Below are 22,848 nucleotides of genomic sequence, written 5' to 3'. Positions count from 1 at the left end.
AGGGAGCAACTCGGTATCGAGTGAATCAGCGGGCTTTCGGGGTGGCGACTTTATCGCGCAGGTAAACCGGTTGTGCATCATCCGCCGGGATCGACTCGCCGCGCTCCCAGGCAAAACGCGCCAGGGTCAGCAGGTCTTCGGCGTGGGGCAGCATGCCGGCGTCGGAGCCGCTGAGATTGACCGCGATGCGCTCGGCATAGCCCCAACCGGTGCCAGCACCGAACCACTCGCCACTGGCATCAGCCGGCAGCGCCGCGACTTCCGGCGGCAACACCGCTTCGGCACCGACCAGTCGCATCTCCCCTGCCGTTTCTCGGTAGCAGCCCCAATACACTTCATCCATCCGCGCATCGATGGCCGCTGCGACCTGGCTCACGCCGTGTTCACGAAAGGCTCGCTGCGCCAGCACCGCCAGGTTGGACACCGGCAGCACTGGACGATCCAGCGCGAACGCCAGCCCCTGCACCACACCAATGGCAATCCGCACACCGGTAAATGCGCCCGGTCCGCGACCGAAGGCAATCGCATCGACCGCTTGCAACGTGGTGCCAGCGTCGGCCAGCAGTTGCTGGATCATCGGCAGCAGCTTCTGCGCGTGCAGGCGCGGGATCACCTCGTAATGGCTCGTGACCTTGCCGTCATGCAGCAAGGCAACGGAGCAAGCTTCAGTCGCGGTGTCCAGGGCCAGCAAGGTGCTCATCGATGTTTCCAAAACAGGGGTGGGGAAAAGTGCGCCAGTATAAACAACTACGGCCCGCAAGCGGGCCGTGGATGATGCAGCCGATCAGACTTTTCAGCTCAGCGCGGCCAGCACCTTGGTGGTGATCGCATCAACCGAGCCGACGCCCGGGATGTGGCTGTACTTCGGCTTGCCGTTGGCAGCGGACAGCTTCTGGTAGAACTCCACCAGCGGCTTGGTCTGCGAATGGTAGACCGACAGGCGATGACGCACGGTTTCTTCGGTGTCGTCCTTGCGCTGTACCAGCTCTTCGCCGGTGATATCGTCTTTACCAGCAATTTTCGGCGGGTTGTAGACGATGTGGTAAACGCGGCCGCTGGCTTCGTGAACACGACGACCGGCGATGCGTTGCACGATTTCTTCGTCTTCAACAGCGATTTCAACCACAGCATCCAGCTCAACACCGGCGGTAACCAGTGCTTCAGCCTGCGGAATAGTGCGCGGGAAGCCGTCGAACAGGAAACCGTTGGCGCAGTCTGGCTGAGCGATACGATCCTGAACCAGTGCGATGATCAGGTCATCCGACACCAGGCCGCCGGCATCCATGATGCTCTTGGCTTGAACGCCCAGTGGTGTACCGGCCTTGACCGCTGCACGCAGCATGTCGCCGGTCGAAATTTGTGGAATGCCGAATTTTTCGGTGATGAACTTAGCCTGAGTACCTTTACCGGCCCCGGGAGCTCCCAGCAGAATGACGCGCATTAGATGTGCTCCTCAATTTTTTTATAAAAAGCTTTTACAAAACAAAGGATTCGCCTCTTGGGACGAATCCTGAAAATACGGGTCGTGGCCGCACAAACGGCCAAAGGCTGATCAAGATACACAGCAGGCTGCGCCCACACAAGACGCCAAAAGTCGGAGAAACCGACGCCCCCCGCGACCTTGCGACGCGGTAACCCAAGTCGCAACCCCATCATTAACTGTCGCCTGGCGGCACATTGCGCCGTCAGGCAAAGCGGCATCCGGCGTTTATTGCCGGTGCCGCGCGACACGACAAAAACGTTAGCCGGTATTTCGCAAACCGGCGGCAATCCCCGCCACAGACACCAGCAACGCCTGTTCCACCGGGCTGCCCTGCTCGACATCCTGCTGCCGCGAGCGGGCCAGCAGTTCGGCCTGCAATAGATGCAGCGGGTCGAGGTAGGTGTTGCGCAAGCGGATGAATTCAAGGGTGTCCGGGCTATGTGCCAGCAGCTGCGACTGGCCAGTCAGGCCGAGCACCACCGTGCACGCCTGCGACAATAGGTCGCGTAACTGCGCGCCCAACGGCAGCAAGTCCGGCTCGACCAGACGCTGATCGTAGGACAGGGCGATATCCGCGTCAGCCTTGGCCAGGACCATTTCCAGCATGTCGATACGGGTGCGGAAGAACGGCCATTGCTCACGCATCTGCCCGAGCAGTTCGCCTTCGCCGCGTTCCAATGCTTTGCTCAGCGCCGATTCCCATCCGAGCCACGCTGGCAACATCAATCGCGTTTGCGTCCAGCCGAAGATCCACGGAATCGCCCGCAGACTTTCGATGCCGCCGGCGCGGCGTTTGGCCGGGCGACTACCGAGCGGCAAACGACCCAATTCCTGTTCGGGCGTGGACTGACGGAAATACTCGACGAATTGCGGGTTTTCCCGCACCACCTGGCGATAAGCGCTGACACCATCAGCCGCCAATTCATCCATCAGGTGACGCCATTCGGGCGTTGGCGGTGGAGGCGGCAGCAATGTCGCCTCAAGCACCGCCGCCAGATACAGATTGAGGTTTTGCTCGGCGATGTCCGGCAGACCGAATTTGAAGCGAATCATTTCCCCCTGCTCGGTGGTGCGGAAGCGCCCCGCCACCGAACCCGGTGGCTGCGACAGAATCGCCGCGTGCGCCGGGCCACCGCCACGGCCCACAGTGCCGCCGCGGCCGTGGAATAGCAGCAGTTCGACTTGCTGCTCGCGGCAGATTTCCACCAAGCGTTCCTGCGCACGATATTGCGCCCAGGCCGCCGCCGTGGTGCCGGCGTCCTTGGCCGAATCGGAATAGCCGATCATCACTTCCTGCGGGCCTTGCAGCCGTGCGCGGTAACCCGGCAACAGTAACAGCCGCTCCATCACCGGCCCGGCGTTGTCGAGGTCGGCGAGGGTTTCGAACAGCGGCACCACGCGCATAGGCCGCAGCACGCCGGACTCTTTGAGCAGCAGTTGCACGGCGAGCACATCGGAAGCAGCACCGGCCATGGAGATCACGTAGGAACCAAGCGAAGCGCCCGGTGCGGCGGCGATTTCCTTGCAGGTGTTGAGCACTTCGGCGGTGTCGGCCGACGGTTTGAAATGCGCCGGCAGCAGTGGTCGGCGATTGCTCAGTTCGCGGGTCAGGAAGCTGATGCGTTGCTCTTCGTCCCAGTCTTCGTAGCGACCAAGACCGAGGTAATCGGTGATTTCGGTCATCGCCGAGCTGTGGCGCGAGGAGTCCTGACGCACATCGAGGCGCACGAGGAACAGGCCGAAGGTCACCGCGCGCCGCAGGCAATCGAGCAATGGGCCGTCAGCAATCACGCCCATGCCGCATTCGTGCAGCGAGTTGAAACACAACTCCAGCGGATCGAGCAGATCGCGGTTGTTGTGCAGCACATCGGCCGGCGCCGGGGTTGGCGCAGTCAGCGCGGCGTGTGCCCAGTTGCGCGTCGCGCGCAGACGTTCGCGCAATTGCTTGAGCACCGCACGGTATGGTTCAGCGCTGTCGCCAGCCTTGGCCTTGAGCGCATCGCTGGCCTGCTGCATCGACAGTTCGGCGGCGAGGTGATCGACATCGCGCAGGTACAGATCGGCAGCCATCCAGCGCGCCAGCAGCAGCACTTCGCGGGTCACCGCAGCGGTGACGTTGGGGTTGCCGTCACGGTCGCCGCCCATCCACGACGCGAAGCGAATTGGCGCCGCTTCCAGTGGCAGACGCAGGCCGGTCGCTTCATGCAACGCCTTGTCGGCCTTGCGCATATGGTTGGGAATCGCCTGCCACAGCGAGTGTTCAATCACCGCGAAACCCCACTTGGCTTCATCGACCGGCGTCGGTCGTGTGCGGCGGATTTCTTCGGTGTGCCAAGCTTCGGCGATCAGCCGTTGCAGGGTGTTCTGAATCTGTTCACGTTCGGCGCTGGTCAGGTCGCGATGATCCTGCGCGGCGAGCTGCCCGGCGATCGCATCGTATTTCTGGATCAGCGTGCGCCGCGCCACTTCGGTCGGGTGCGCGGTCAGCACCAGCTCGATTTCCAGCCGCGCCAGTTGCCGCGCCAGCGATTCGGCGCTGTGGCCTTCGTTGCGCAAACGCGCGAGCAATTCCGGCAGCACACGGGATTCGAACGGCGCCGGCTGCGACTCTTCGCGCCGGTGAATCAACTGATACTGCTCGGCGATGTTCGCCAGGTTGAGAAACTGGTTGAACGCCCGCGCCACCGGGAGCAATTCGTCTTCGCTCAATTGATTGAGGCTGGCGCTCAGTTCGGCGTCCATCGAGCCACGGCGATCGGCCTTGGCGCCCTTGCGAATCTGCTCGATCTTGTCGAGGAAAGCCTCGCCGTACTGGTCTCGAATGGTGTTGCCCAACAGCTCTCCGAGCAGGTGAACGTCTTCGCGCAAGCGTGCATCAATATCGGTCATCAGCAATTCCCCAGCAGTAATCCGGACGGCTTAGAAACGAGTGCATGACCTAGAGAGTGCCGCTCTACGACGCTTCTTACAAGCAGCCGACGAAGGGACGTTAAACCTTGCGGGCGAAAGCTAGTCTCAACAGTAAGCCGTACAACGGCTTGCCGCCGGCGCTGCCGGACACTCACCCAGGCCTGCCATGAGCAGGCGCGAAATGAGGTCATCATGAAAATTCGTGAACTCGCCCAGCATTGGGAAGAAAACGCCAAGGGTCGCCTGACCGACACTGGCTACACGATTCACCTGGACGTTGAAGCCGCTGCGCGTCTGGCAGCGATTGCCGAGATGTATCCCAAGCGGCATGCCGAAGAGCTGCTCGGCGAACTGATCGGCGCGGCGCTTGAGGAATTCGAAGCGAGCCTGCCGTATGTGAAGGGTTCGACGGTGGTGGCGACCGATGAGGAGGGAGATCCGTTGTATGAGGATGTCGGGCCGACGCCACGCTTTCTGGCGTTGTCGCGGCGGCATTTGCATGACCTGTCGGCGGCTGCCGGCAAACAAAAACACTGACACAACCTAGTCCAAAACTGTGGGAGCGAGCCTGCTCGCGAAAGCGGTATATCAGTCGACATTGATGGTGACTGGCACACCGCTTTCGCGAGCAGGCTCGCTCCCACATTGACTGCATTTCTGCCTCCAGATCGACGTTTTTCCAGTATTGAGAACGCCCGCGCGTACCGCTCCATCCCGCCAAAGTTCCCGCTTTAGAGCCTTGTCCATTCGGTCAAAGTTTTTTTTGGCGATAGGCCATCTTTTCTGAACTTTTGAAAAATCCCGCCGGTCGGAACCTGTAACCACGCCTGGAACGAGCGTTTCAAAAACGCGCTTTCACACGTCGCTTGCGGCTCCTCGACCAGGATGGATTCAGTTGTTTTCAGGAGATGCCTAATGGAGTTGAAGACCATGAAAAACCAAACCACATTTGCACACTTGCGCGGTCTGAAACTGGCCGCTCTGGCCATCGGCACCAGCTTCGTACTGGCCGGTTGCGCCGGTAACCCGCCGACCGAGCAATACGCCGTGACTCAATCGGCAGTGAACAGCGCAGTCAGCGCCGGCGGTACCGAATTCGCTGCCGTTGAGATGAAGCAAGCGCAGGACAAACTGAAACAAGCCGAAATCGCCATGCACGACAAGAAGTATGACGAAGCGCGCACCCTGTCCGAGCAAGCCGAGTGGGACGCTCGCGTCGCCGAACGCAAAGCCCAGGCCGCCAAGGCTGAACAAGCCGTGAAGGATTCCCAGAAAGGTGTTCAGGAACTGCGTCAGGAAAGTCAGCGCACCGTGCAGTAAGCGCGCATCCCGATCGCAAAGCTGAAACTTTTATAGATAGAAAGGACGACAAATTATGCGTAAGCAACTGATGATCCCAGCTCTTCTGGCCGCAAGCGTCGCTCTGGCTGCCTGCTCCACCCCGCCTAACCCGAACCTGGAAAACGCGCGCACCAACTACGCCGGCCTGCAGGCCAACCCACAGGCAAGCAAAGTCGCGGCACTGGAAACCAAAGACGCCAGTGATTACCTGGACAAGGCCGACAAGGCTTATCTGGACAAGCAAGACGCGGCCAAGGTTGACCAACTGGCGTACCTGACCAACCAGCGTGTCGAAGTGGCCAAGCAGACCATCGCCCTGCGCACCGCTGAAAACAATCTGAAGAACGCTGCAGCACAACGTGCCCAGGCGCGTCTGGATGCCCGTGATCAGCAGATCAAACAGCTGCAGGACAGCCTGAACGCCAAGCAGACCGATCGCGGTACGCTGGTGACCTTCGGCGACGTGCTGTTCGCCACCGACCGTGCCGACCTGAAATCCAGCGGCCTGGTGAACATCAACAAACTGGCGCAATTCCTCCAGGAAAACCCGGATCGCAAAGTGATCGTCGAGGGTTACACCGACAGCACCGGTTCTGCCAGCCACAACCAGTCGCTGTCCGAGCGCCGCGCCAACTCCGTGCGCACCGCACTGGTGAAAATGGGCGTTGACCCAGCGCGCATCGTCACTCAGGGCTACGGCAAGGAGTACCCGGTTGCCGAGAACGGCAGCGTCTCCGGCCGTGCGATGAACCGTCGTGTGGAAGTGACCATTTCCAACGACAACCAGCCAGTGATGCCACGTTCGGCGATGAGCTCGAACTAAGCCGCACGCTGTAACGCAAAAGCCCCGCCTGAGTGATCAGGCGGGGCTTTTTCATGACGGCTGAAACCGCAGCCCCTCACCCCAGCCCTCTCCCGAGGGAGAGGGAGCCGATTTATGGCGCTTTCAGAATTTGTGCTCGACGCGATGGATCAGGTCGGCGCAACTCGAAAGAACACCTCGGTCAGTCCCCCCTCACCCCGGCCCTCTCCCAAGGGAGAGGGGGCCGATTTATGGTGCTTTCAGAATTTGTTTTCGACTCAATGGATCAAGTCGGTGTATAGCGAAAGACAACTCGGTCAGTCCCCTCTCCCTCTGGGAGAGGGTTAGGGTGAGGGCTGGTCCTGCAGAATCACTGCTCAAGCTTCTGCGGGGTCTCTTCGCCCATGCAGCGCACAGCCTTTTTCTGTGCGTTGATCAGTACACCGGTCAAACCTTTCTGCTCGGTATCGAACAACACCAGCACGCCATCAATGCATTGCGCCACTTGCGGCGCGGGGTCCAGCGAGACTTTGTAATCCTCACCCGGCACGGTCTTGAGCATGGTGAATTCGTTGAGCAGCAACGCATCCTCGGGTTTGGCGAAATGCAGGTAGCCGTAGTACCACAGCGCCCCGACGGTGCCGAGGATGCTGCAGATACCGGTGATGATCAGCGGGATGGCGTTACGTTCTTCACTCATTGCGGACTCTCGTCTTCAGAATTCGGGGGTGTCGGGTAATTGGGGATTTCACCGAGGCGGCGCAGGCCGTTGAAATGCTCGGGATCGTCGAGGTAGCGCAGCATTACCTGGCGCCACACCGGGTCGCCAAAGGTCTGCACATGACCGCCGCGAGTAAGTTGCAGCACGCGCGGTGGCGGCGCAGCTTGATACAGACGGATGCCGTTGGAAAGCGGTACCAGCGGATCATCGATGCTGTGGAAAATCAGTTTCGGCACGCCGTTGAGTTGCGGCATCGAGTTGATCGCGCTGTCGCTGTCCGGCACCAGCCACGACAACGGCACCTGAAATGGCCAGGTCAGCCACGAAGTGCTGAGCGCGTATTGGCCGACGCTGCGATAGCTCGCGGGCACGCCGTCGAGGACCAGCGCTTTCAGCTGTTTTTGCCGCTCGGGATGCTGCACCAGCCAATGCACCGCCATCGAACCGCCGAGGCTTTGGCCGAGCAGGATCAGCGGTTTGCCTTTGACCTCTGACGCCTTGTCGAGCCAGGCGAATGCGGCGTCGATGTCCTGATAGATCGCCGGCAAACTCGGCTCGCCCTCGGACAAGCCATAACCGCGATAGTCCACCAGCAGCACTTGATAGCCATTTTTCGGCAGCCACCAACTACCGCCCAAATGCATCGGCAGATTGCCGCCGTTACCGTGCAGGTGCAGGACGGTGCCTTTGACTTCGACACCGGGTTTGGCCGGCAGCCACCAGGCGTTGAGTTTGAGGCCGTCGGCCGTGACCAGCGTGACGGTGCGGTATTCGAGTCTGGCTTTTTCCGGGGTGAAGATCTGGCCCGGTTCGGGGTAGAACAACAAAGAGCTGCAACCGCTGAGGGTCAGGAGCAGGCAGAAGATGCCGAGGATTCTCATCCGGTGAAACCTCGCAGAAATCAGGTTGGAATACAGTGAGATCGTTCCCACGCTCCGCGTGGGAATGCATACCGTGACGCTCTGCGTCACAGTGGACGCAGAGCGTCCATGGCGGCATTCCCACGCAGAGCATGGGAACGATCGGTGTGGCATTACAGGATGTTGGAGTAATCCGCTTCGATCCGGTCCAGGCTCAAGTGATTGAGGAAGTTGGAGAAGCACATCCACGCCGACAACGCATTCAAATCGCGGAACTGGTCCGGCAGATACTTCGGCGGCACCACCAGCCCTTCATCCACCAACTGGCGCAAGGTACGCATGTCTTCCAGCGTGGTCTTGCCGCAGAACAACAGCGGGATCTGCTCAAGCTTGCCCTTACGCACGGCCAACTGAATGTAGTTGTAAACCATGATAAAGCCCTTGAGGTAGGACAAGTCTTTGGTAAATGGCAGACCGGTCGGCGTCGATCCACGGAAAACGCGACTGGCGTTGCCGTAACTTTCCGCCATTTCAAAACCCTGCTCGCGGAAGAACTCGAACACCTGCAGGAAGTCCGCGCCCTCCTCGACCATGTGAATGGCGCGGGTGCGGTTGGTCAGTTTGCGCAGACGGCTTGGGTAGGAGGCGAAGGTGATGATTTCCATCAGGATCGCCAGGCCTTCCTGGGTCACCGTTGACGACGGTGGGCCTTTGGACAGGAAGGTGCAGATCGGCTGATTGAGACCGTTGAGTGTGGTGCCGACATGCACCAGACCTTCGTGAACCTCCAGCGCGCGCACGTCGCGGTCGTTGAACATCGCGTCGGTGCGGATCTTGATGTAATCCGCGCCCGCCGCCGCGTCGGCAACGATACCGTCGGACTCGAACACGCGAATGGTTTCCTCGGCCTCGCCAAACACCTTGTTCAGGCGGGTTTGCAGCAGGTGTACGGCGTCCTTGGCGGTGAGGATTTTCGGCTCGTCCTTCAGGTCGCCACGGCCGTCGATGTTGTTGAGGTAGTCGGACATCATCAGGCCGAGATCGGCCAGCGTCGGGTCACCCGCGTGGAAAGCATCGGATGCGGCGCCGTACAGCTCTTGCGAGATCAGGCCGAAATCCTCGGTCCCGCGCGCTTCGAGCATGCGCACCACCATGCGGTATTCCTTGCACATGCGCCGCATGATCTGCCCGACCGGGTTGAACTGGCCGAGTTGGCGGGTGATGTCGCGCTCGATGTTCTGGAATTCCAGTTTGACCTTGCTCGAATCGAAACTCAGCGGCCGATTGAGGTAATAGTCGCGATCCACCGCCGGCATTTCCTTGCCTTTGGCCTTGAGGAAGCCCTTGCGGATGTTGTCGTCCCACTTGACCGCGTCGAGCACACGGATCGGCGTCTGCGCCAGCACAATGCGGTCGGACAACATGCGTATCGTCTGCTGGTAATCGTCCACCCGAAACTCCTGTAGGAAACCTGACGGTCTGAATTATTTGGCGCGGGCCTGGCGTTGATAGCGCACGGCTTCAACGAAGACATCGGAATTGGCCGGATCGTCGAGGTAAGCAAAGACCTTGTCGAGGCTGCTGTCGATCTGCACGCCGTCGCCATCGTCGGTCTGGAAGGCCTGACCGTCGAGGGCTTTCTGTTTAATGGCTTGATTGATCTGCTCGAGATCGAGGTTGTAGACCACCAGTTCGTGTTTGTCGGTGAGCTCGAAACCGGCGATGGTGAAATGGCCGCCGTACTGCGCCGGGACTTTCGCCGACAGATACCAGCGGCTGCCGTGGCGCGACACGGTGAACGGATAGGCTTCGCGTTCGTGGGGTTTGGCCTTGAAGTAGGTGACAGCCTGATAGCGGTCGTTGCCCAGCCGGGTCAGCTCAAGGTTCATCGGTTCGCCCCAGGCGTTGGTGCTCGACCATTTGCCGAGCAAGCCTTTGGGCGCCGGGTCACTGGCGGCCAGCGGTTCCTTGAAGGTCACCAGACAGCCACTGAGCAGCAGGAACGACAAGGCGATCAGCACGCCACGCCAGGCTTTCATTCAACACTCCCTATGAACACACGGCCCTGAACATCGCCACATTACCCTGTGGGAGCGAGCCTGCTCGCGAAAGCGGTGTGTCAGGCAACAAAGATGTTGAATGTCAGACCGCATTCGCGAGCAGGCTCGCTCCCACAGGGTGAAGCAACAGCGGATTACACCGACGCGAGCACCAGGTGCATGTAGCGCGTCAGAATGCCGAGCATGTCCTCTTCGGCCAAAGGCTCGGCGTCGTTGAGCAGGCCCTGATATTCCATCCGTCCGATAATCGCCGTCAACACCTTGGCATCCTGTTGCGGTTCACGCGAGCCCAATACCTGAAACAACTGGCAAGTGCCCTGCAGCAGAATCTGCTGATGCGAGCGCACCAGAATCGCCAGACGCGGGTTGAGCAACGCCTCCTGACGGAACGCCTGCTCAGCCATCAAGTGCTCACGCCGATTAACCAATTGACGGTGCACGTAGTCGGCCATCAACCGCGCAATGTCGTCGGCCAGTTGCGAGCGCGACTCCGGACTGCCGTCGCCACTGACGACCATGTCACGCAACAAGCCTTCGTTATTGACCCACAGCTTGGCCATGTACGCCGCACTGCGCTCGACGTATTGAGCGAAGGTATCGGTGAGCAGGTCGTCGATATCCTTGAAGTAATAGGTGGTCGCCGACAACGGCACACCGGCTTCGGCCGCGACGGCACGGTGGCGCACGGCGCGCACGCCGTCACGCACGACAATGCGCATCGCCGCGTCGAGAATGTCCTGTCGACGCTGCTCACTGCCCTGTCGGCTGGCCTTGCGACCCTGGTACTGAACACTTTCAGCGACCGCAGTGGCGATACCCGCTGCACCTTCTTGAGCTATTGCACCCATCACGACAGAACTTCCTCTGCAATTCCAAAGTAACCAATTGATACATTTGTACCAGACAGGCAATAAAAAGCCGCCTGTTTTAGGCGGCTTTTCAACTGAAACGTTTACGCTTGCGGTCGCATGTGCGGGAACAGGATCACATCGCGGATCGACGGCGAGTTGGTCAACAACATCACCAGACGGTCGATGCCGATACCTTCACCGGCCGTTGGTGGCATGCCGTACTCCAGCGCGCGCACGAAGTCGGCGTCGTAGTGCATGGCTTCGTCGTCGCCGGCGTCCTTGTCGGCCACCTGCGCCATGAAGCGCTCGGCCTGGTCTTCCGCGTCGTTCAACTCGGAGTAGGCGTTGGCGATTTCACGGCCACCGATGAACAGCTCGAAACGGTCAGTGACGTTCGGGTTGTCGTCGTTGCGACGGGCCAGCGGCGACACTTCGAACGGGTACTGAGTAATGAAGTGCGGCTGCTCCAGCTTGTGCTCGACCAGTTCTTCGAAAATCATCACCTGCAGCTTGCCCAGACCTTCGAAGCCCAGCACCTTGGCGCCGGCCTTCTTGGCGATGGCGCGAGCCTTGTCGATGTCGTTCAGATCATCGGCGGTCAGCTCAGGGTTGTACTTGAGGATCGAGTCGAACACCGACAGGCGTACGAACGGCTCGCCGAAGTGGAACACCTTGTCGCCGTACGGCACGTCGGTGCTGCCCAGAACCAGCTGCGCCAGTTCACGGAACAACTCTTCGGTCAGGTCCATGTTGTCTTCGTAATCGGCGTACGCCTGATAGAACTCCAACATGGTGAATTCTGGGTTGTGACGAGTCGAAACGCCTTCGTTACGGAAGTTGCGGTTGATCTCGAAAACCTTTTCAAAGCCACCAACCACCAGACGCTTGAGGTACAGCTCAGGCGCGATACGCAGGAACATTTCCATGTCCAGCGCATTGTGGTGGGTTTCGAACGGTTTGGCTGCGGCGCCGCCCGGAATGGTCTGCAGCATCGGCGTTTCGACTTCGAGGAAGTCGCGCTTCATCAGGAAGCTGCGGATGTGCGCGATCACTTGCGAACGGACGCGGAAGGTCTGACGCACTTCTTCGTTGACGATCAGGTCAACGTAGCGCTGACGGTAACGCTGTTCGGTGTCGGTCAGGCCGTGATGCTTGTCCGGCAGCGGACGCAGCGATTTGGTCAGCAGACGCACGCTGGTCATTTCAACGTACAGGTCGCCCTTGCCGGAACGCGCCAGGGTGCCTTCGGCGGCAATGATGTCGCCCATGTCCCAGGTTTTCACCGCGGCCAGGGTGTCTTCCGACAGGGTTTTACGGTTGACGTAGACCTGGATGCGACCGGTCATGTCCTGGATCACCATGAACGAGCCACGGTTGAGCATGATGCGACCGGCAACCTTGACCGGGATTGCAGCCTCTGCCAGCTCTTCCTTGGTCTTGTCCGCATATTTCTTCTGCAGATCTTCGCAGTAGTTTTCGCGGCGGAAGTCGTTCGGGAAGGCGTTGCCCTTGGCGCGCTCGGCAGCCAGCTTTTCCTTGCGCAGGGCGATCAGGGAGTTTTCTTCCTGTTGCAGGGCTTGCGGGTCGAGTTGTTGGTCGCTCATGTCTTTAGATATTCCATCAGGTTCGTTGCCCCCGGACCTTGCGGCCCGGGGATCGCCAGCAGGCTGGCTCCTACAGGGATCGGGTTGAATCAGCCGATCCTGTATTGCGTCTTTTACAGCCCCGATTTCAGGCTGGCATACAGGTATTCGTCGATATCGCCGTCGAGTACCTTGTCGCAGTCGCTGCGTTCGATGTTGGTGCGCAGATCCTTGATCCGCGACGCATCGAGCACGTACGAGCGAATCTGGTGACCCCAGCCGATGTCGGACTTGGTGTCTTCCAGCGCTTGCGACGCGGCGTTGCGTTTCTGCATTTCCTGCTCGTACAACTTGGCCCGCAGCATTTTCATGGCGGTGTCTTTGTTGGCGTGCTGGGAACGTTCGTTCTGGCAGCTGACCACGGTGTTGGTCGGTACGTGGGTGATACGTACGGCCGAGTCGGTGGTGTTTACGTGCTGACCACCGGCACCGGAGGAACGATAGGTGTCGATCCGCAGGTCTGCCGGGTTGATTTCGATTTCGACCTTGTCGTCGATCTCTGGCGAGACGAAAACCGCGGAGAACGAGGTGTGACGACGGTTGCCGGAGTCGAACGGGCTCTTGCGCACCAGACGGTGTACGCCGATCTCGGTCCGCAGCCAGCCAAAGGCGTATTCGCCCTTGATGTGCACGGTCGCACCTTTGATACCGGCGACTTCACCGGCCGACAGCTCCATGATGGTCGCGTCGAAACCGCGTTTATCCGCCCAGCGCAGGTACATGCGCAGGAGGATGTTGGCCCAATCCTGGGCTTCGGTGCCGCCGGAACCGGCCTGGATGTCCAGGTACGCGTTGTTCGGATCCATTTCATGGCTGAACATGCGGCGGAATTCCAGCTTGGCCAGATTTTCCTCGAGACGGGCCAGCTCGGCGACGACATCGCCCACTGCGCCTTCGTCGTTTTCTTCGACGGCCATGTCCAGCAGGTCGCGGCAATCGGCCAGACCGCCGTTCAGTTCGTCGAGAGTATCGACGATCTGTGCCAGCGCGGCGCGCTCGCGGCCCAGTTCCTGGGCGTATTCAGGTTTGTTCCAGACACTCGGATCTTCAAGCTCGCGATTGACTTCGGTCAGACGCTCATGCTTTTGATCGTAGTCAAAGATACCCCCGAATAGTTTCGGAGCGCTCGGACAGGTCCTTGATGGTGTTCAGGATCGGGTTGATTTCCATGACGGGCAGCACTCGTTGGCGAACTTTTGAAAGCCGGCGAGTATAACGTAATCAGGCTGTGACGGCAGCCCGTCTGGCGGGTGTGGGGATCATTAAAGCCTTTGCCCTCACCCTAACCCTCTCCCAGAGGGAGAGGGGACCGATTGGGGGATACTCGGGAGTTACGCCGACGTGAAAGGGCTTTGCCGAATCCATGATCGTCAAGGCTTTCAGGCGGAAATTGGCGTATGGGCCTGCCCTCACCCTAGCCCTCTCCCAGAGGTAGAGGGGACCGATTGGGGGATATTCGGGAGGTACGCCGACTTGAAAGGGCTTTGCCGAATCCATAGTCGCCAAGCTTGCAGATCCATAATCGACTCGGTCGATCAGGTCGATGTACAGCGCCAGACACCTCGGTCGGCCCCCTCTCCCTCGGGGAGAGGGCTGGGGTGAGGGTAAGCGTTTACTCGATCCCAACCTGATTACGCCCATTGTTCTTGGCCAGATACAACCCACGATCCGCCGCCGAAATCAGCAACCGACAATCGCTGCCCGACTGCGGCACCATCGTCGCCAGACCAATACTGATGGTCAGACTCGCCCCTTCCGCCGGGGTGTTGTGCGGAATCTTCAGCGAAACCACAGTCTGCCGCAGCTTTTCCGCGACCAGTCGCGCGCCGCCCGGCGAGGTGTTCGGCAGCACCAGCACAAATTCCTCACCGCCGTAACGCGCCGGCAGGTCCGACGGTCGCGCGCTGGCATCACGAATCGCCGTGGCGACCTTGCGCAGCGCCTCGTCGCCTTCAACGTGGCCAAAGCTGTCGTTGTAGGATTTGAAGTAATCAACGTCGATCATCAGCAACGACAACTGGCTCTGATCACGCAGCGAGCGACGCCACTCCAGCTCCAGGTACTCGTCGAAATGGCGGCGATTGGACAGCCCGGTCAGGCCATCGGAGTTCATCAAGCGTTGCAACACCAGATTGGTGTCGAGCAATTGCTGCTGGCTGACCCGTAGCGCGCGGTACGCCGCGTCGCGCTGCAACAACGTCATGTAGGAGCGCGAGTGATAACGGATGCGCGCGACCAGTTCGATGGTGTCCGGCAGCTTCACCAGATAGTCGTTGGCCCCGGCCGAGAACGCCGCGCTCTTGATCAGCGGGTCCTCCTTGGTCGACAGCACAATAATCGGGATGTCTTTGGTCGCCGGGTGATTACGGTATTCGCGCACCAGGCTCAGGCCGTCGAGGCCGGGCATGACCAGATCCTGCAGAATCACCGTCGGCTTGATCCGCACCGCTTGCGCAATGGCCTGATGCGGGTCCGAGCAGAAGTGGAAGTCGATATTCTCTTCGTTCGACAGCCCACGGCGCACGGCTTCGCCGATCATGGCCTGATCGTCTACCAACAACACCATGGCGGCGTTTTCGTCGGTTTTAATGTCGTCGATCTGTAAGTCATTCATGGGCGGTCACCTGAGTACTGCGGGGGCCAGGATTGCGGATTGACCTGATCATTTGGGGAAAATCTCCTGCAATCGTGGCGCTATTCTTTCCAGCGGACGTATTTCTACGGCGGCATCAATGGCCGCAGCGGCTTTGGGCATGCCGTACACCGCACTGCTTTGCTGATCCTGCGCGATGGTCAGATAACCCTGTTGGCGCATGAGCTTAAGCCCTTGCGCCCCGTCGCGTCCCATCCCGGTCAATAAAACCCCGACCGCATCACCGTTCCAAAAGCTGGCGACGCTTTCGAAAAACACGTCGATCGAAGGTCGGTAGATTTCGTTGACCGGCTCGGCGGTGTAGGCCAGCGTGCCGTTTTTCAACAAGCGAATATGGTGATTGGTGCCGGCCAGCAGTACGGCGCCGGCCTGTGGCGGTTCACCTTCGCGGGCGAGCCGTACATCGAGGCCGCTGGCGCTGGCCAGCCATTCGGCCATGCCGGCGGCGAATACCTGATCGACATGCTGCACCAGCACGATGGCTGCCGAGAAATCCTTCGGCAAGCCTTTGAGCAACACCTCCAGCGCCGCCGGCCCACCTGCCGATGAGCCGATCGCCACCAATCGCTGGGGCGAAGCGGAGCTGCGCTGGGCAGTCGGTACCGGGCGTGAGCGTTGCGGTTTCTCGCCGATCAGCCAGCCGATGTTCAGGATTTTGCGCAACAACGGCGCTGCCGCTTCCCGAGCATCACCGACGCCGAGGGCCGGGGTATCGACCACGTCCAGCGCGCCGTGCCCCATGGCCTCGAAGACCCGGTGCACGTTTTGCTGACGATCGACAGTGACGATGACGATGGCGCATGGGGTTTCAGCCATGATCCGCCGCGTCGCTTCGACGCCATCCATCACCGGCATGATCAGGTCCATCAGAATCAGGTCCGGGGTGTTTTCGGCGCACAGTTGCACCGCCTCGGCGCCGTTGCGGGCGACCCAGACCACCTGATGGGCCGGCTCGAAAGCCAGCGCACGGCGCAATGCCTCCACCGCCATGGGCATATCGTTGACGATTGCGATCTTCATGCCCGCGCTCCTCCGATGAGCTCGACCACTGCGTCGAGCAGGGCGTCGTCATGAAAACTGGCTTTGGCTAAATAATAGTCGGCGCCGGCATCGAGGCCACGGCGCCGATCCTCTTCGCGATCCTTGTACGACACGACCATCACCGGCAGCGATTGCAGACGGTTGTCGCGACGCAGCAGCGTGACCAGTTCGATGCCGTCCATGCGCGGCATATCGATGTCGGTGATCAGCAAATCGAAGTCCTCCGAACGCAGCGCGTTCCAGCCGTCCATACCGTCCACCGCCACCGCGACGTCGTAGCCGCGATTGAGCAACAGCTTGCGTTGCAGCTCGCGCACGGTCAGCGAGTCGTCGACCACCAGCACCCGTTTGCGCGCCGCTTCCGCCGCTTGGTTGCCGTGGCGGGCGATGCGCTCCAGGCGTCCGGTATTGAGCAGTTTGTCCACCGAACGCAGCATGTCTTCGACATCGACGATCAGCACCACCGAACCATCGTCGAGCAACGCCCCGGCGGAGATGTCCTGCACTTTGCCCAGACGCTCGTCGAGTGGCAAGACCACCAAGGTACGTTCGCCAATGAAGCGTTCGACGGCAACACCATAAACTGCGTCGCGCTCGCGAATCACCACGACTTTAAGGGTTTCACCGCTGTTCTGACTGGCCGGGCGGTTGAGCAACTGGCTGGCCGCAACCAGCCCGACATGCTGGCCTTCGTGCCAGAAATGCTGACGGCCTTCGACCTGCACGATGTCTTCAGGGGCCAGATCGCACATGCGCTCGATGTGCGCCAGCGGGAAGGCATACGCCTCTTCGCCGACTTCGACGACCAGACTGCGCACCACCGACAAGGTCAACGGCACTTCAAGGTGAAAGCGACTGCCCTCACCCGCTGTCTGCTCCAGCACCACCGCCCCGCGCAACTGGCGAACCATGTGCTGAACGGCATCGAGGCCCACGCCCCGGCCGGAGACTTCGGTGACCGTATCGCGCAGGCTGAAGCCGGGCAGGAACAGGAACGTCAGCAATTCCTCCTCGCTCAACTGCGCGGCGGTTTCAGCTGGGGATAACTGCCGTTCGACGATGCTGCGGCGGACTTTTTCCAGATCGACGCCGTTGCCGTCATCGCTCAGTTCCAGCACCAGCAGACCGGCCTGATGCGAGGCGCGCAGGCGGATCAGGCCTTCTTCTGATTTGCCTTTCAGCAGGCGTTGCTCCGGGCTTTCGATGCCGTGATCGACCGCGTTGCGCAGCAAATGTGTCAGCGGCGCTTCGAGTTTCTCCAGCACGTCGCGGTCGACCTGGGTTTTTTCGCCTTCGATCTCCAGCCGTACCTGTTTGCCGAGGCTGCGGCCCAGATCGCGAACCATGCGCACCTGACCGGTGAGCACGTCCGCAAATGGGCGCATACGGCAGGCCAACGCGGTGTCGTAGAGCACTTGTGCACGTTGACTGGCCTGCCAGGCGAATTCGTCGAGTTCGGCGTTTTTCTCGCTCAGCAGTTGTTGCGATTCGGCGAGCAAACGGCGGGCGTCTTCCAGGGCTTCGAGCGCCTCAAGACTCAACGCGTGCTCCTTGAGGTGCACATTGAGGTTTTCCAGCGCGCGCAGGCCGTTGTTCTGCATGCGTTTAAGGCGTTGCATGGTCGCCAGATGCGGCTTGAGGCGCTGGGTTTCGACGAGTGATTTGCTCGACAGATCGAGCAGGCTATTCAGACGTTCAGCGGTGACCCGCAGTACCCGTTCGCCACCTTCGGTGGTGCGTTTGTTCTTGCGTGGCGCCGGTTCAGAGGTTTCGACCGGGGCTTCGATGATCGGCGCTGGCGCGGGTTCAAACACGGGCGGCGCTTCAAGTTGCAACTCGGCCATCGGCGGCACAGCAAGTGCTGATGGCGTCGATGGATCGAGCAAACCCGCCATCAACGCCACGTAAGCTTCGATATCACTCGGCTGTGGCGCATTAGTTGGCGTGGCAACGCGCATCAGCAAATCGGTGCCCTGCAACAGCGCATCGATGTGTTCGGGACGCAGCAACAAGCGGCCTTCCTGCGCGCTGACCAGGCAATCTTCCATCACATGAGCAACGCTGACGCCGCTGTCGATGCCGACGATTCGCGCCGCACCTTTGAGCGAGTGCGCCGCACGCATGCACGATTCCAGTTGATCGGCCTGGGTCGGATTACGCTCCAGCGCCAACAGCCCGGCGCTGAGCACCTGGGTCTGGGCTTCAGCTTCGAGGCTGAACAGCTCCAGCAAGGAGGCGTCGCGCATTTGCTCGGGGGTCATGTGAGGCTCCGGGTCACGGCGGACAGCAGCTGTTCTTCATCCAGCCAGCGCAGGCTGCGCCCGCGGAATTGCAATACGCCACGGGTGTATCTGGCACTGGCCTGGGCGCCGGATTGCGATGCCGCGTCGAGGATCCGCTCGTCGATGGCATGAATGCCGTCGACCTCGTCCACCGGCACCACGACTGGCCCGCCATGGGCGGCGATGATCAGCATGCGCGGCATGATGCGCCCGCTGGTGGCCGGAGTAACGCTGCCATCCAGATCGAGCAATTCGACCAGCGACAGGCACGCCACCAGCGCGCCGCGCACATTCGCCACGCCAAGCAAGGCCCGCGAGCGCTGGTGCGGCAACGAGTGAATCGCCTGCAGCGGCGCCACTTCAACGAGGCTGCGCGTCGCCAGCCCCAGCCATTCTTCGCCGAGTCGGAACATCAGCAGCGAACGGGTTTTAACGTCCGTTTCAACGGCGCTGGCCACCGGATCGCGCTCGTCCTGCTGCAACGCATAACGGTCGAGCAGGCGTGTGGCAGCGGCGGAATACACCGAGCAATTGCGGCAATGAATGTGCTCGTCCAGCAGCGGACAGGACTTGTCGCCATGGATGCCGATGCGGTTCCAGCAATCATCGATGGCCCGGGCGTCTTCGTGGGTGACGTTCAAGGTGTCGGACGGGATCATCGTTTACGCTCACTGTCGGCGGTGCGGCCGCTGCGGGCGGCACGCTCCTGCAATCGTCTGGCACCCGCCGTGTCGCCCTGGGCCTGCAGCAACGCGGCCAGGTGCATCAACGCTTCGGGATGTTGCGGTTCGAGGTACAACGCCTTGCGATAGAAGCCTTGAGCTTCAAGAGTCAGACCGGCGACATCACTGAGCAAGCCAAGCCAGTAAAACACCTGAGCCACCGGTTCGTGGCTGCGCAAATACTGTTCGCAGGCAGCCCGGGCTTCGGCGCTTTTACCTTCGTTGGCCAGCGCGGCGATATTGGCCAACAACGTTGCTGCGTCCGGGTTCGCGCTTTTGCTGGCGATCGGCAGTGGCGTTACCGCGGCAAACGGTCGATTGCGCACCGGTGCTGGCGGCGTGCTGCGCTGTGGTTGGCTGATTGGCACCGCGACCGGTTTGGGTGTCGGCAGCGGTTCGGGGTGCGGGTCGCTGTGGCGGCTGAAGGCAAAGGATTGCGGGATACCGATCGAACGCATGCCCAAACGCCCGAGCAGGCTGCCCTCGGCCGGCCCGATAAACAGCACGCCATCGAAATGGGTCAGGCGCTTGAGCACCTCGAACACCTGCTTCTGCGTCGGCTGGTCGAAATAGATCAGCAGGTTGCGGCAGAACACGAAATCGAACGCTGGCTCGCTGGCCAGCAGCGTCGGATCGAGCACATTGCCGACCTGCAGACGCACCTGCTCACGCACATCGTCACTGACTCGATGGCCTTCCTGCTCAGCCGTGAAATGCCGGTCGCGAAAATCCAGATCCTGACCGCGAAACGAATTCTTGCCGTACAGCGCGCGCCGCGCCTTCTCCACCGAGAGCGGGCTGACGTCCATACCATCGACCTTGAACTGATGCGGCTTGAGCCCGGCGTCAAGCAAGGCCATGGCGATCGAATAGGGTTCTTCGCCGGTGGAACATGGCAGGCTGAGAATGCGCAAGGCACGCATGTTGTTCAGTTCGCCAAGACGTTTGCGTGCCAGCTTGCCCAGCGTGGCGAAGGACTCCGGGTAACGGAAAAACCACGTTTCGGGAACGATCACCGCTTCGATCAGCGCCTGCTGCTCGTCCCGCGAGCCTTGCAGCAATTGCCAGTACTCATCGGCATGTGCCGCTTGCGAGAGTGTGGTGCGCTGACGCACGGCGCGCTCGATGATCGCCGGGCCAACCGAGGTGACATCGAGGCCGATGCGTTCCTTGAGAAAGTCGAAAAAACGCTGATCGCTGCTCATGGCTGCGCCTCAAGCTGCGCCGGATTCAACGGCGGATCGGGGAACAGCAAACGGCGCACGGCGTCATCGAGCAAATCATTGACCCGCACCCACTGCACCAAGCCCTGAGCGTCTTCGCGCACCGGGCCGAGGTAAGGCGCCTCGCGGTTATCGAGGCCGTAGGGCGCAAACTCCTGCGGATGGCAACGCAGGGTGTCGGTGGCCTGTTCGAGAATCAGTCCGAGCCATTGCACTGGCTGCGACTCATCAGGCTGGTAATTGACCAGCACAAGACGCGTACTGGTGCGCGCCTGGGCGGCATGGCCAAAGGTCAATGCGCTAAGGTCGATCACCGGCACTACCGCACCGCGATAGGCGAATACGCCGGCCACCCACTGTGGCGCCCGCGCGATCGGCTTCAACGGCAGGCGCGGCAGCACCTCCGCCACTTCGGTTGCGCGCAAGGCGTAACGCTCGCTGCCGATGCGGAACAGCAGGAACAACGCCGGCTTCGCCACTGGTGCAGCGCCGCGTTTGGCGATGATTTCGCTCATCAGACTTTGAATCGCGAAACGCCGCTGCGCAGCCCGACGGCCACCTGGCTCAGTTCGTCGATGGCGAAACTGGCCTGACGCAGCGACTCGACGGTCTGGCTGCTGGCATCGCCCAACTGCACCAGCGCATGGTTGATCTGCTCCGCACCAGTGGCCTGCGCCTGCATGCCTTCGTTGACCATCAACACCCGCGGCGCCAGCGCCTGCACCTGATGGATGATCTGCGACAGCTGTTCGCCGACCTGCTGCACTTCGGACATGCCACGGCGTACTTCTTCGGAGAACTTGTCCATGCCCATCACCCCGGCAGACACCGCCGACTGGATCTCGCGAACCATTTGCTCGATATCGTAAGTGGCGACAGCGGTCTGATCCGCCAGACGTCGCACTTCGGTGGCGACCACGGCAAAACCGCGACCGTATTCACCGGCCTTCTCGGCTTCGATCGCCGCGTTGAGCGACAGCAGGTTGGTCTGGTCGGCAACCTTGACGATGGTCACCACCACTTGGTTGATGTTGCCGGCCTTCTCATTGAGGATCGCCAGTTTGGCGTTGACCAGATCGGCCGCGCCCATCACCGAGTGCATGGTGTCTTCCATCCGCGCCAAGCCTTGCTGGCCGGAGCCGGCGAGCACCGAGGCCTGATCGGCGGCGGTGGAGACTTCGGTCATGGTGCGCACCAGATCGCGCGAAGTGGCGGCGATCTCACGCGACGTTGCGCCGATCTCGGTGGTGGTCGCTGCGGTTTCGGTAGCGGTGGCTTGCTGTTGCTTGGAAGTGGCAGCGATTTCGGTCACCGAGGTGGTCACCTGCACCGAGGAGCGCTGGGCTTGTGATACCAGTGCAGTCAGCTCGGTCATCATGTCGTTGAAGCCGGTTTCGACGGCACCAAATTCGTCCTTGCGCTCAAGGTTCAGGCGCGAACTGAGGTCGCCAGTGCGCATGGTCTCGAGGATCTCCACAATGCGGTTCATCGGCGCCATGATTGCGCGCATCAACAACAGGCCGCACAGGCCGGCGGCCAGAACGGCGACCAACAGGGAAATGGCCATGCTGACTTTGGCGGCGGCCACGGCATCGTCGATATTGTTCATGGCTTCATCGGCGACAGCTTTGTTCTCGCGGATGATGTCGTTGAGCTTCATCCGGCCGGCAATCCAGGCGGGGGTCAGTTGCTCGTTGAACATCTTCGTCGCTGCATCGTCAAGATTGCTCTGGTGCAGATCAAGCACCTGCGTCTGAATCTTGTTGTAGTTGACCACGTCCTGCTTGAACACGGCGAACTCGGCCTTGTCCTCGTCAGTGGTCACGGTGCTTTGGTAGTTGCCCATCTGCTCGGCAAGGCGTGCTTCGAAGGCCTTGAAGTCCGCCGCGTCTTCGGCGCTGATGCCCTGGCCTTTTTTCAGACCCAGCAATTCCTGAGTCTGCAGGTAACTGTCGACCCAGGCACTACGAATCATCGAGCTGAAATACACCCCGGGCACAGCGTCCTGACGCACGCTCTGCTCGCCGGCCTCAATCTTCAACAGCCGTGAATATGAAACGACGACCATCAGCAACATGATGGCGATAATCACCGCAAAGCTCGCCAAAATGCGTTGGCGCAACGTCCAGTTCTTCACAGTGATTCCTCGTGCCTGATCGAAATGCGGGGAGTATAGCCGAGGGCGCTGTTTCATTTATAAGACGCTTTTGACCCTCGTGCCTGTCCGGCGGGGTTGGCGGGAAGGCTCTGGGGTGG

The 22,848-nt window shown here is 60.7% G+C and carries 20 protein-coding genes; 3 read left to right on the top strand and 17 right to left on the bottom strand.

What is annotated here, in order from left to right:
• Nucleotides 1–25: 25 nt before the first annotated feature.
• The 3 genes from tsaB to ppc all read right to left on the bottom strand — a co-directional run bounded on the left by tsaB (nt 26) and on the right by ppc (nt 4,372).
• Nucleotides 26–700 (bottom strand): tRNA (adenosine(37)-N6)-threonylcarbamoyltransferase complex dimerization subunit type 1 TsaB, encoded by a 675-nt coding sequence (gene tsaB / locus L8H52_RS02040; RefSeq protein WP_242204970.1) that lies wholly within the window; start codon nt 698–700, stop codon nt 26–28.
• Nucleotides 701–793: 93 nt separating this feature from the next.
• Nucleotides 794–1,441, bottom strand: coding sequence for an adenylate kinase (gene adk, locus L8H52_RS02035; protein WP_242204972.1), 648 nt, complete (start codon nt 1,439–1,441; stop codon nt 794–796).
• 300 nt (nt 1,442–1,741) lie between these two features.
• Entirely contained in the window at nt 1,742–4,372 is a 2,631-nt protein-coding gene (gene ppc, locus L8H52_RS02030; protein WP_242204974.1) for a phosphoenolpyruvate carboxylase, read from the bottom strand.
• A gap of 213 nt (nt 4,373–4,585) precedes the next feature.
• Between ppc and L8H52_RS02025 the strand changes: the two genes are divergently transcribed.
• The 3 genes from L8H52_RS02025 (at nt 4,586) to L8H52_RS02015 (ending at nt 6,557) form a co-directional block, all read left to right on the top strand.
• On the top strand, nt 4,586–4,930 hold the full coding sequence (locus tag L8H52_RS02025; protein WP_008078374.1) for a hypothetical protein: 345 nt from the start codon (nt 4,586–4,588) through the stop codon (nt 4,928–4,930).
• A gap of 378 nt (nt 4,931–5,308) precedes the next feature.
• A complete protein-coding gene (locus L8H52_RS02020) occupies nt 5,309–5,713 on the top strand; it encodes a DUF4398 domain-containing protein (RefSeq protein WP_016983303.1) in 405 nt (134 codons plus the stop codon).
• A gap of 55 nt (nt 5,714–5,768) precedes the next feature.
• On the top strand, nt 5,769–6,557 hold the full coding sequence (locus tag L8H52_RS02015; protein ID WP_242204975.1) for an OmpA family protein: 789 nt from the start codon (nt 5,769–5,771) through the stop codon (nt 6,555–6,557).
• A gap of 349 nt (nt 6,558–6,906) precedes the next feature.
• Here the strand turns inward: L8H52_RS02015 and L8H52_RS02010 are convergent, their stop codons facing one another.
• The 14 genes from L8H52_RS02010 to L8H52_RS01945 form a co-directional block, all read right to left on the bottom strand.
• Nucleotides 6,907–7,236, bottom strand: coding sequence for a hypothetical protein (locus L8H52_RS02010; RefSeq protein WP_122591285.1), 330 nt, complete (start codon nt 7,234–7,236; stop codon nt 6,907–6,909).
• Complete coding sequence (locus L8H52_RS02005) at nt 7,233–8,138, bottom strand: alpha/beta hydrolase (protein WP_242204977.1); 906 nt, start codon at nt 8,136–8,138, stop codon at nt 7,233–7,235. The genes L8H52_RS02010 and L8H52_RS02005 overlap by 4 nt, the downstream gene beginning before the upstream one ends.
• A 152-nt stretch (nt 8,139–8,290) precedes the next feature.
• Complete coding sequence (locus L8H52_RS02000; RefSeq protein ID WP_242205524.1) at nt 8,291–9,541, bottom strand: flavohemoglobin expression-modulating QEGLA motif protein; 1,251 nt, start codon at nt 9,539–9,541, stop codon at nt 8,291–8,293.
• A 60-nt stretch (nt 9,542–9,601) separates the two neighbouring features.
• Nucleotides 9,602–10,156 (bottom strand): hypothetical protein, encoded by a 555-nt coding sequence (locus L8H52_RS01995; protein ID WP_242204979.1) that lies wholly within the window; start codon nt 10,154–10,156, stop codon nt 9,602–9,604.
• A gap of 155 nt (nt 10,157–10,311) precedes the next feature.
• On the bottom strand, nt 10,312–11,025 hold the full coding sequence (locus tag L8H52_RS01990; protein ID WP_095050372.1) for a TetR family transcriptional regulator: 714 nt from the start codon (nt 11,023–11,025) through the stop codon (nt 10,312–10,314).
• Nucleotides 11,026–11,129: 104 nt separating this feature from the next.
• Nucleotides 11,130–12,632, bottom strand: coding sequence for a lysine--tRNA ligase (gene lysS, locus L8H52_RS01985; RefSeq protein WP_016983551.1), 1,503 nt, complete (start codon nt 12,630–12,632; stop codon nt 11,130–11,132).
• A gap of 113 nt (nt 12,633–12,745) precedes the next feature.
• Nucleotides 12,746–13,841 (bottom strand): peptide chain release factor 2 gene (gene prfB, locus L8H52_RS01980; RefSeq protein WP_102900567.1). Its coding sequence is split into 2 segments (ribosomal slippage): nt 12,746–13,768 and nt 13,770–13,841, totalling 1,095 coding nucleotides; the frame shifts between segments, so codons are not numbered across the junction.
• A gap of 442 nt (nt 13,842–14,283) precedes the next feature.
• Nucleotides 14,284–15,285 (bottom strand): PleD family two-component system response regulator, encoded by a 1,002-nt coding sequence (locus L8H52_RS01975; RefSeq protein ID WP_242204981.1) that lies wholly within the window; start codon nt 15,283–15,285, stop codon nt 14,284–14,286.
• Between the two features lie 48 nt (nt 15,286–15,333).
• Nucleotides 15,334–16,344: a chemotaxis response regulator protein-glutamate methylesterase gene (locus tag L8H52_RS01970; RefSeq protein ID WP_242204982.1), complete on the bottom strand. Its 1,011-nt coding sequence runs from the start codon at nt 16,342–16,344 to the stop codon at nt 15,334–15,336.
• On the bottom strand, nt 16,341–18,626 hold the full coding sequence (locus tag L8H52_RS01965; protein ID WP_242204985.1) for a hybrid sensor histidine kinase/response regulator: 2,286 nt from the start codon (nt 18,624–18,626) through the stop codon (nt 16,341–16,343). Before L8H52_RS01965 ends, L8H52_RS01970 begins: the two co-directional genes overlap by 4 nt.
• A complete protein-coding gene (locus L8H52_RS01960) occupies nt 18,623–19,306 on the bottom strand; it encodes a chemotaxis protein CheW (protein ID WP_242204987.1) in 684 nt (227 codons plus the stop codon). Before L8H52_RS01960 ends, L8H52_RS01965 begins: the two co-directional genes overlap by 4 nt.
• A complete protein-coding gene (locus L8H52_RS01955; protein WP_242204988.1) occupies nt 19,303–20,574 on the bottom strand; it encodes a CheR family methyltransferase in 1,272 nt (423 codons plus the stop codon). Before L8H52_RS01955 ends, L8H52_RS01960 begins: the two co-directional genes overlap by 4 nt.
• Nucleotides 20,571–21,107 carry a chemotaxis protein CheW gene (locus tag L8H52_RS01950; RefSeq protein WP_242204990.1) on the bottom strand — a complete coding sequence of 179 codons (537 nt, stop codon included), beginning with the start codon at nt 21,105–21,107 and terminating at the stop codon, nt 20,571–20,573. The genes L8H52_RS01955 and L8H52_RS01950 overlap by 4 nt, the downstream gene beginning before the upstream one ends.
• Complete coding sequence (locus tag L8H52_RS01945; RefSeq protein WP_242204993.1) at nt 21,107–22,729, bottom strand: methyl-accepting chemotaxis protein; 1,623 nt, start codon at nt 22,727–22,729, stop codon at nt 21,107–21,109. The genes L8H52_RS01950 and L8H52_RS01945 overlap by 1 nt, the downstream gene beginning before the upstream one ends.
• Nucleotides 22,730–22,848 lie beyond the last annotated feature (119 nt).

This window comes from Pseudomonas sp. CROZ-RG-20F-R04-15 (assembly GCF_022662375.1).
Lineage (GTDB): Bacteria > Pseudomonadota > Gammaproteobacteria > Pseudomonadales > Pseudomonadaceae > Aquipseudomonas.
Note: the sequence above shows the minus strand (reverse complement) of the source record. Positions and strands in the feature narration are given on the sequence as shown.

Bases quoted from the DNA above. Each gene is read 5' to 3' on its own strand.
- tsaB (WP_242204970.1), bottom strand. From the start codon at position 700: ATGAGCACCTTGCTGGCCCTGGACACCGCGACTGAAGCTTGCTCCGTT.
- adk (WP_242204972.1), bottom strand. From the start codon at position 1,441: ATGCGCGTCATTCTGCTGGGAGCTCCCGGGGCCGGTAAAGGTACTCAG.
- ppc (WP_242204974.1), bottom strand. From the start codon at position 4,372: ATGACCGATATTGATGCACGCTTGCGCGAAGACGTTCACCTGCTCGGA.
- L8H52_RS02025 (WP_008078374.1), top strand. From the start codon at position 4,586: ATGAAAATTCGTGAACTCGCCCAGCATTGGGAAGAAAACGCCAAGGGT.
- L8H52_RS02020 (WP_016983303.1), top strand. From the start codon at position 5,309: ATGGAGTTGAAGACCATGAAAAACCAAACCACATTTGCACACTTGCGC.
- L8H52_RS02015 (WP_242204975.1), top strand. From the start codon at position 5,769: ATGCGTAAGCAACTGATGATCCCAGCTCTTCTGGCCGCAAGCGTCGCT.
- L8H52_RS02010 (WP_122591285.1), bottom strand. From the start codon at position 7,236: ATGAGTGAAGAACGTAACGCCATCCCGCTGATCATCACCGGTATCTGC.
- L8H52_RS02005 (WP_242204977.1), bottom strand. From the start codon at position 8,138: ATGAGAATCCTCGGCATCTTCTGCCTGCTCCTGACCCTCAGCGGTTGC.
- L8H52_RS02000 (WP_242205524.1), bottom strand. From the start codon at position 9,541: ATGTTGTCCGACCGCATTGTGCTGGCGCAGACGCCGATCCGTGTGCTC.
- L8H52_RS01995 (WP_242204979.1), bottom strand. From the start codon at position 10,156: ATGAAAGCCTGGCGTGGCGTGCTGATCGCCTTGTCGTTCCTGCTGCTC.
- L8H52_RS01990 (WP_095050372.1), bottom strand. From the start codon at position 11,025: ATGGGTGCAATAGCTCAAGAAGGTGCAGCGGGTATCGCCACTGCGGTC.
- lysS (WP_016983551.1), bottom strand. From the start codon at position 12,632: ATGAGCGACCAACAACTCGACCCGCAAGCCCTGCAACAGGAAGAAAAC.
- L8H52_RS01975 (WP_242204981.1), bottom strand. From the start codon at position 15,285: ATGAATGACTTACAGATCGACGACATTAAAACCGACGAAAACGCCGCC.
- L8H52_RS01970 (WP_242204982.1), bottom strand. From the start codon at position 16,344: ATGAAGATCGCAATCGTCAACGATATGCCCATGGCGGTGGAGGCATTG.
- L8H52_RS01965 (WP_242204985.1), bottom strand. From the start codon at position 18,626: ATGACCCCCGAGCAAATGCGCGACGCCTCCTTGCTGGAGCTGTTCAGC.
- L8H52_RS01960 (WP_242204987.1), bottom strand. From the start codon at position 19,306: ATGATCCCGTCCGACACCTTGAACGTCACCCACGAAGACGCCCGGGCC.
- L8H52_RS01955 (WP_242204988.1), bottom strand. From the start codon at position 20,574: ATGAGCAGCGATCAGCGTTTTTTCGACTTTCTCAAGGAACGCATCGGC.
- L8H52_RS01950 (WP_242204990.1), bottom strand. From the start codon at position 21,107: ATGAGCGAAATCATCGCCAAACGCGGCGCTGCACCAGTGGCGAAGCCG.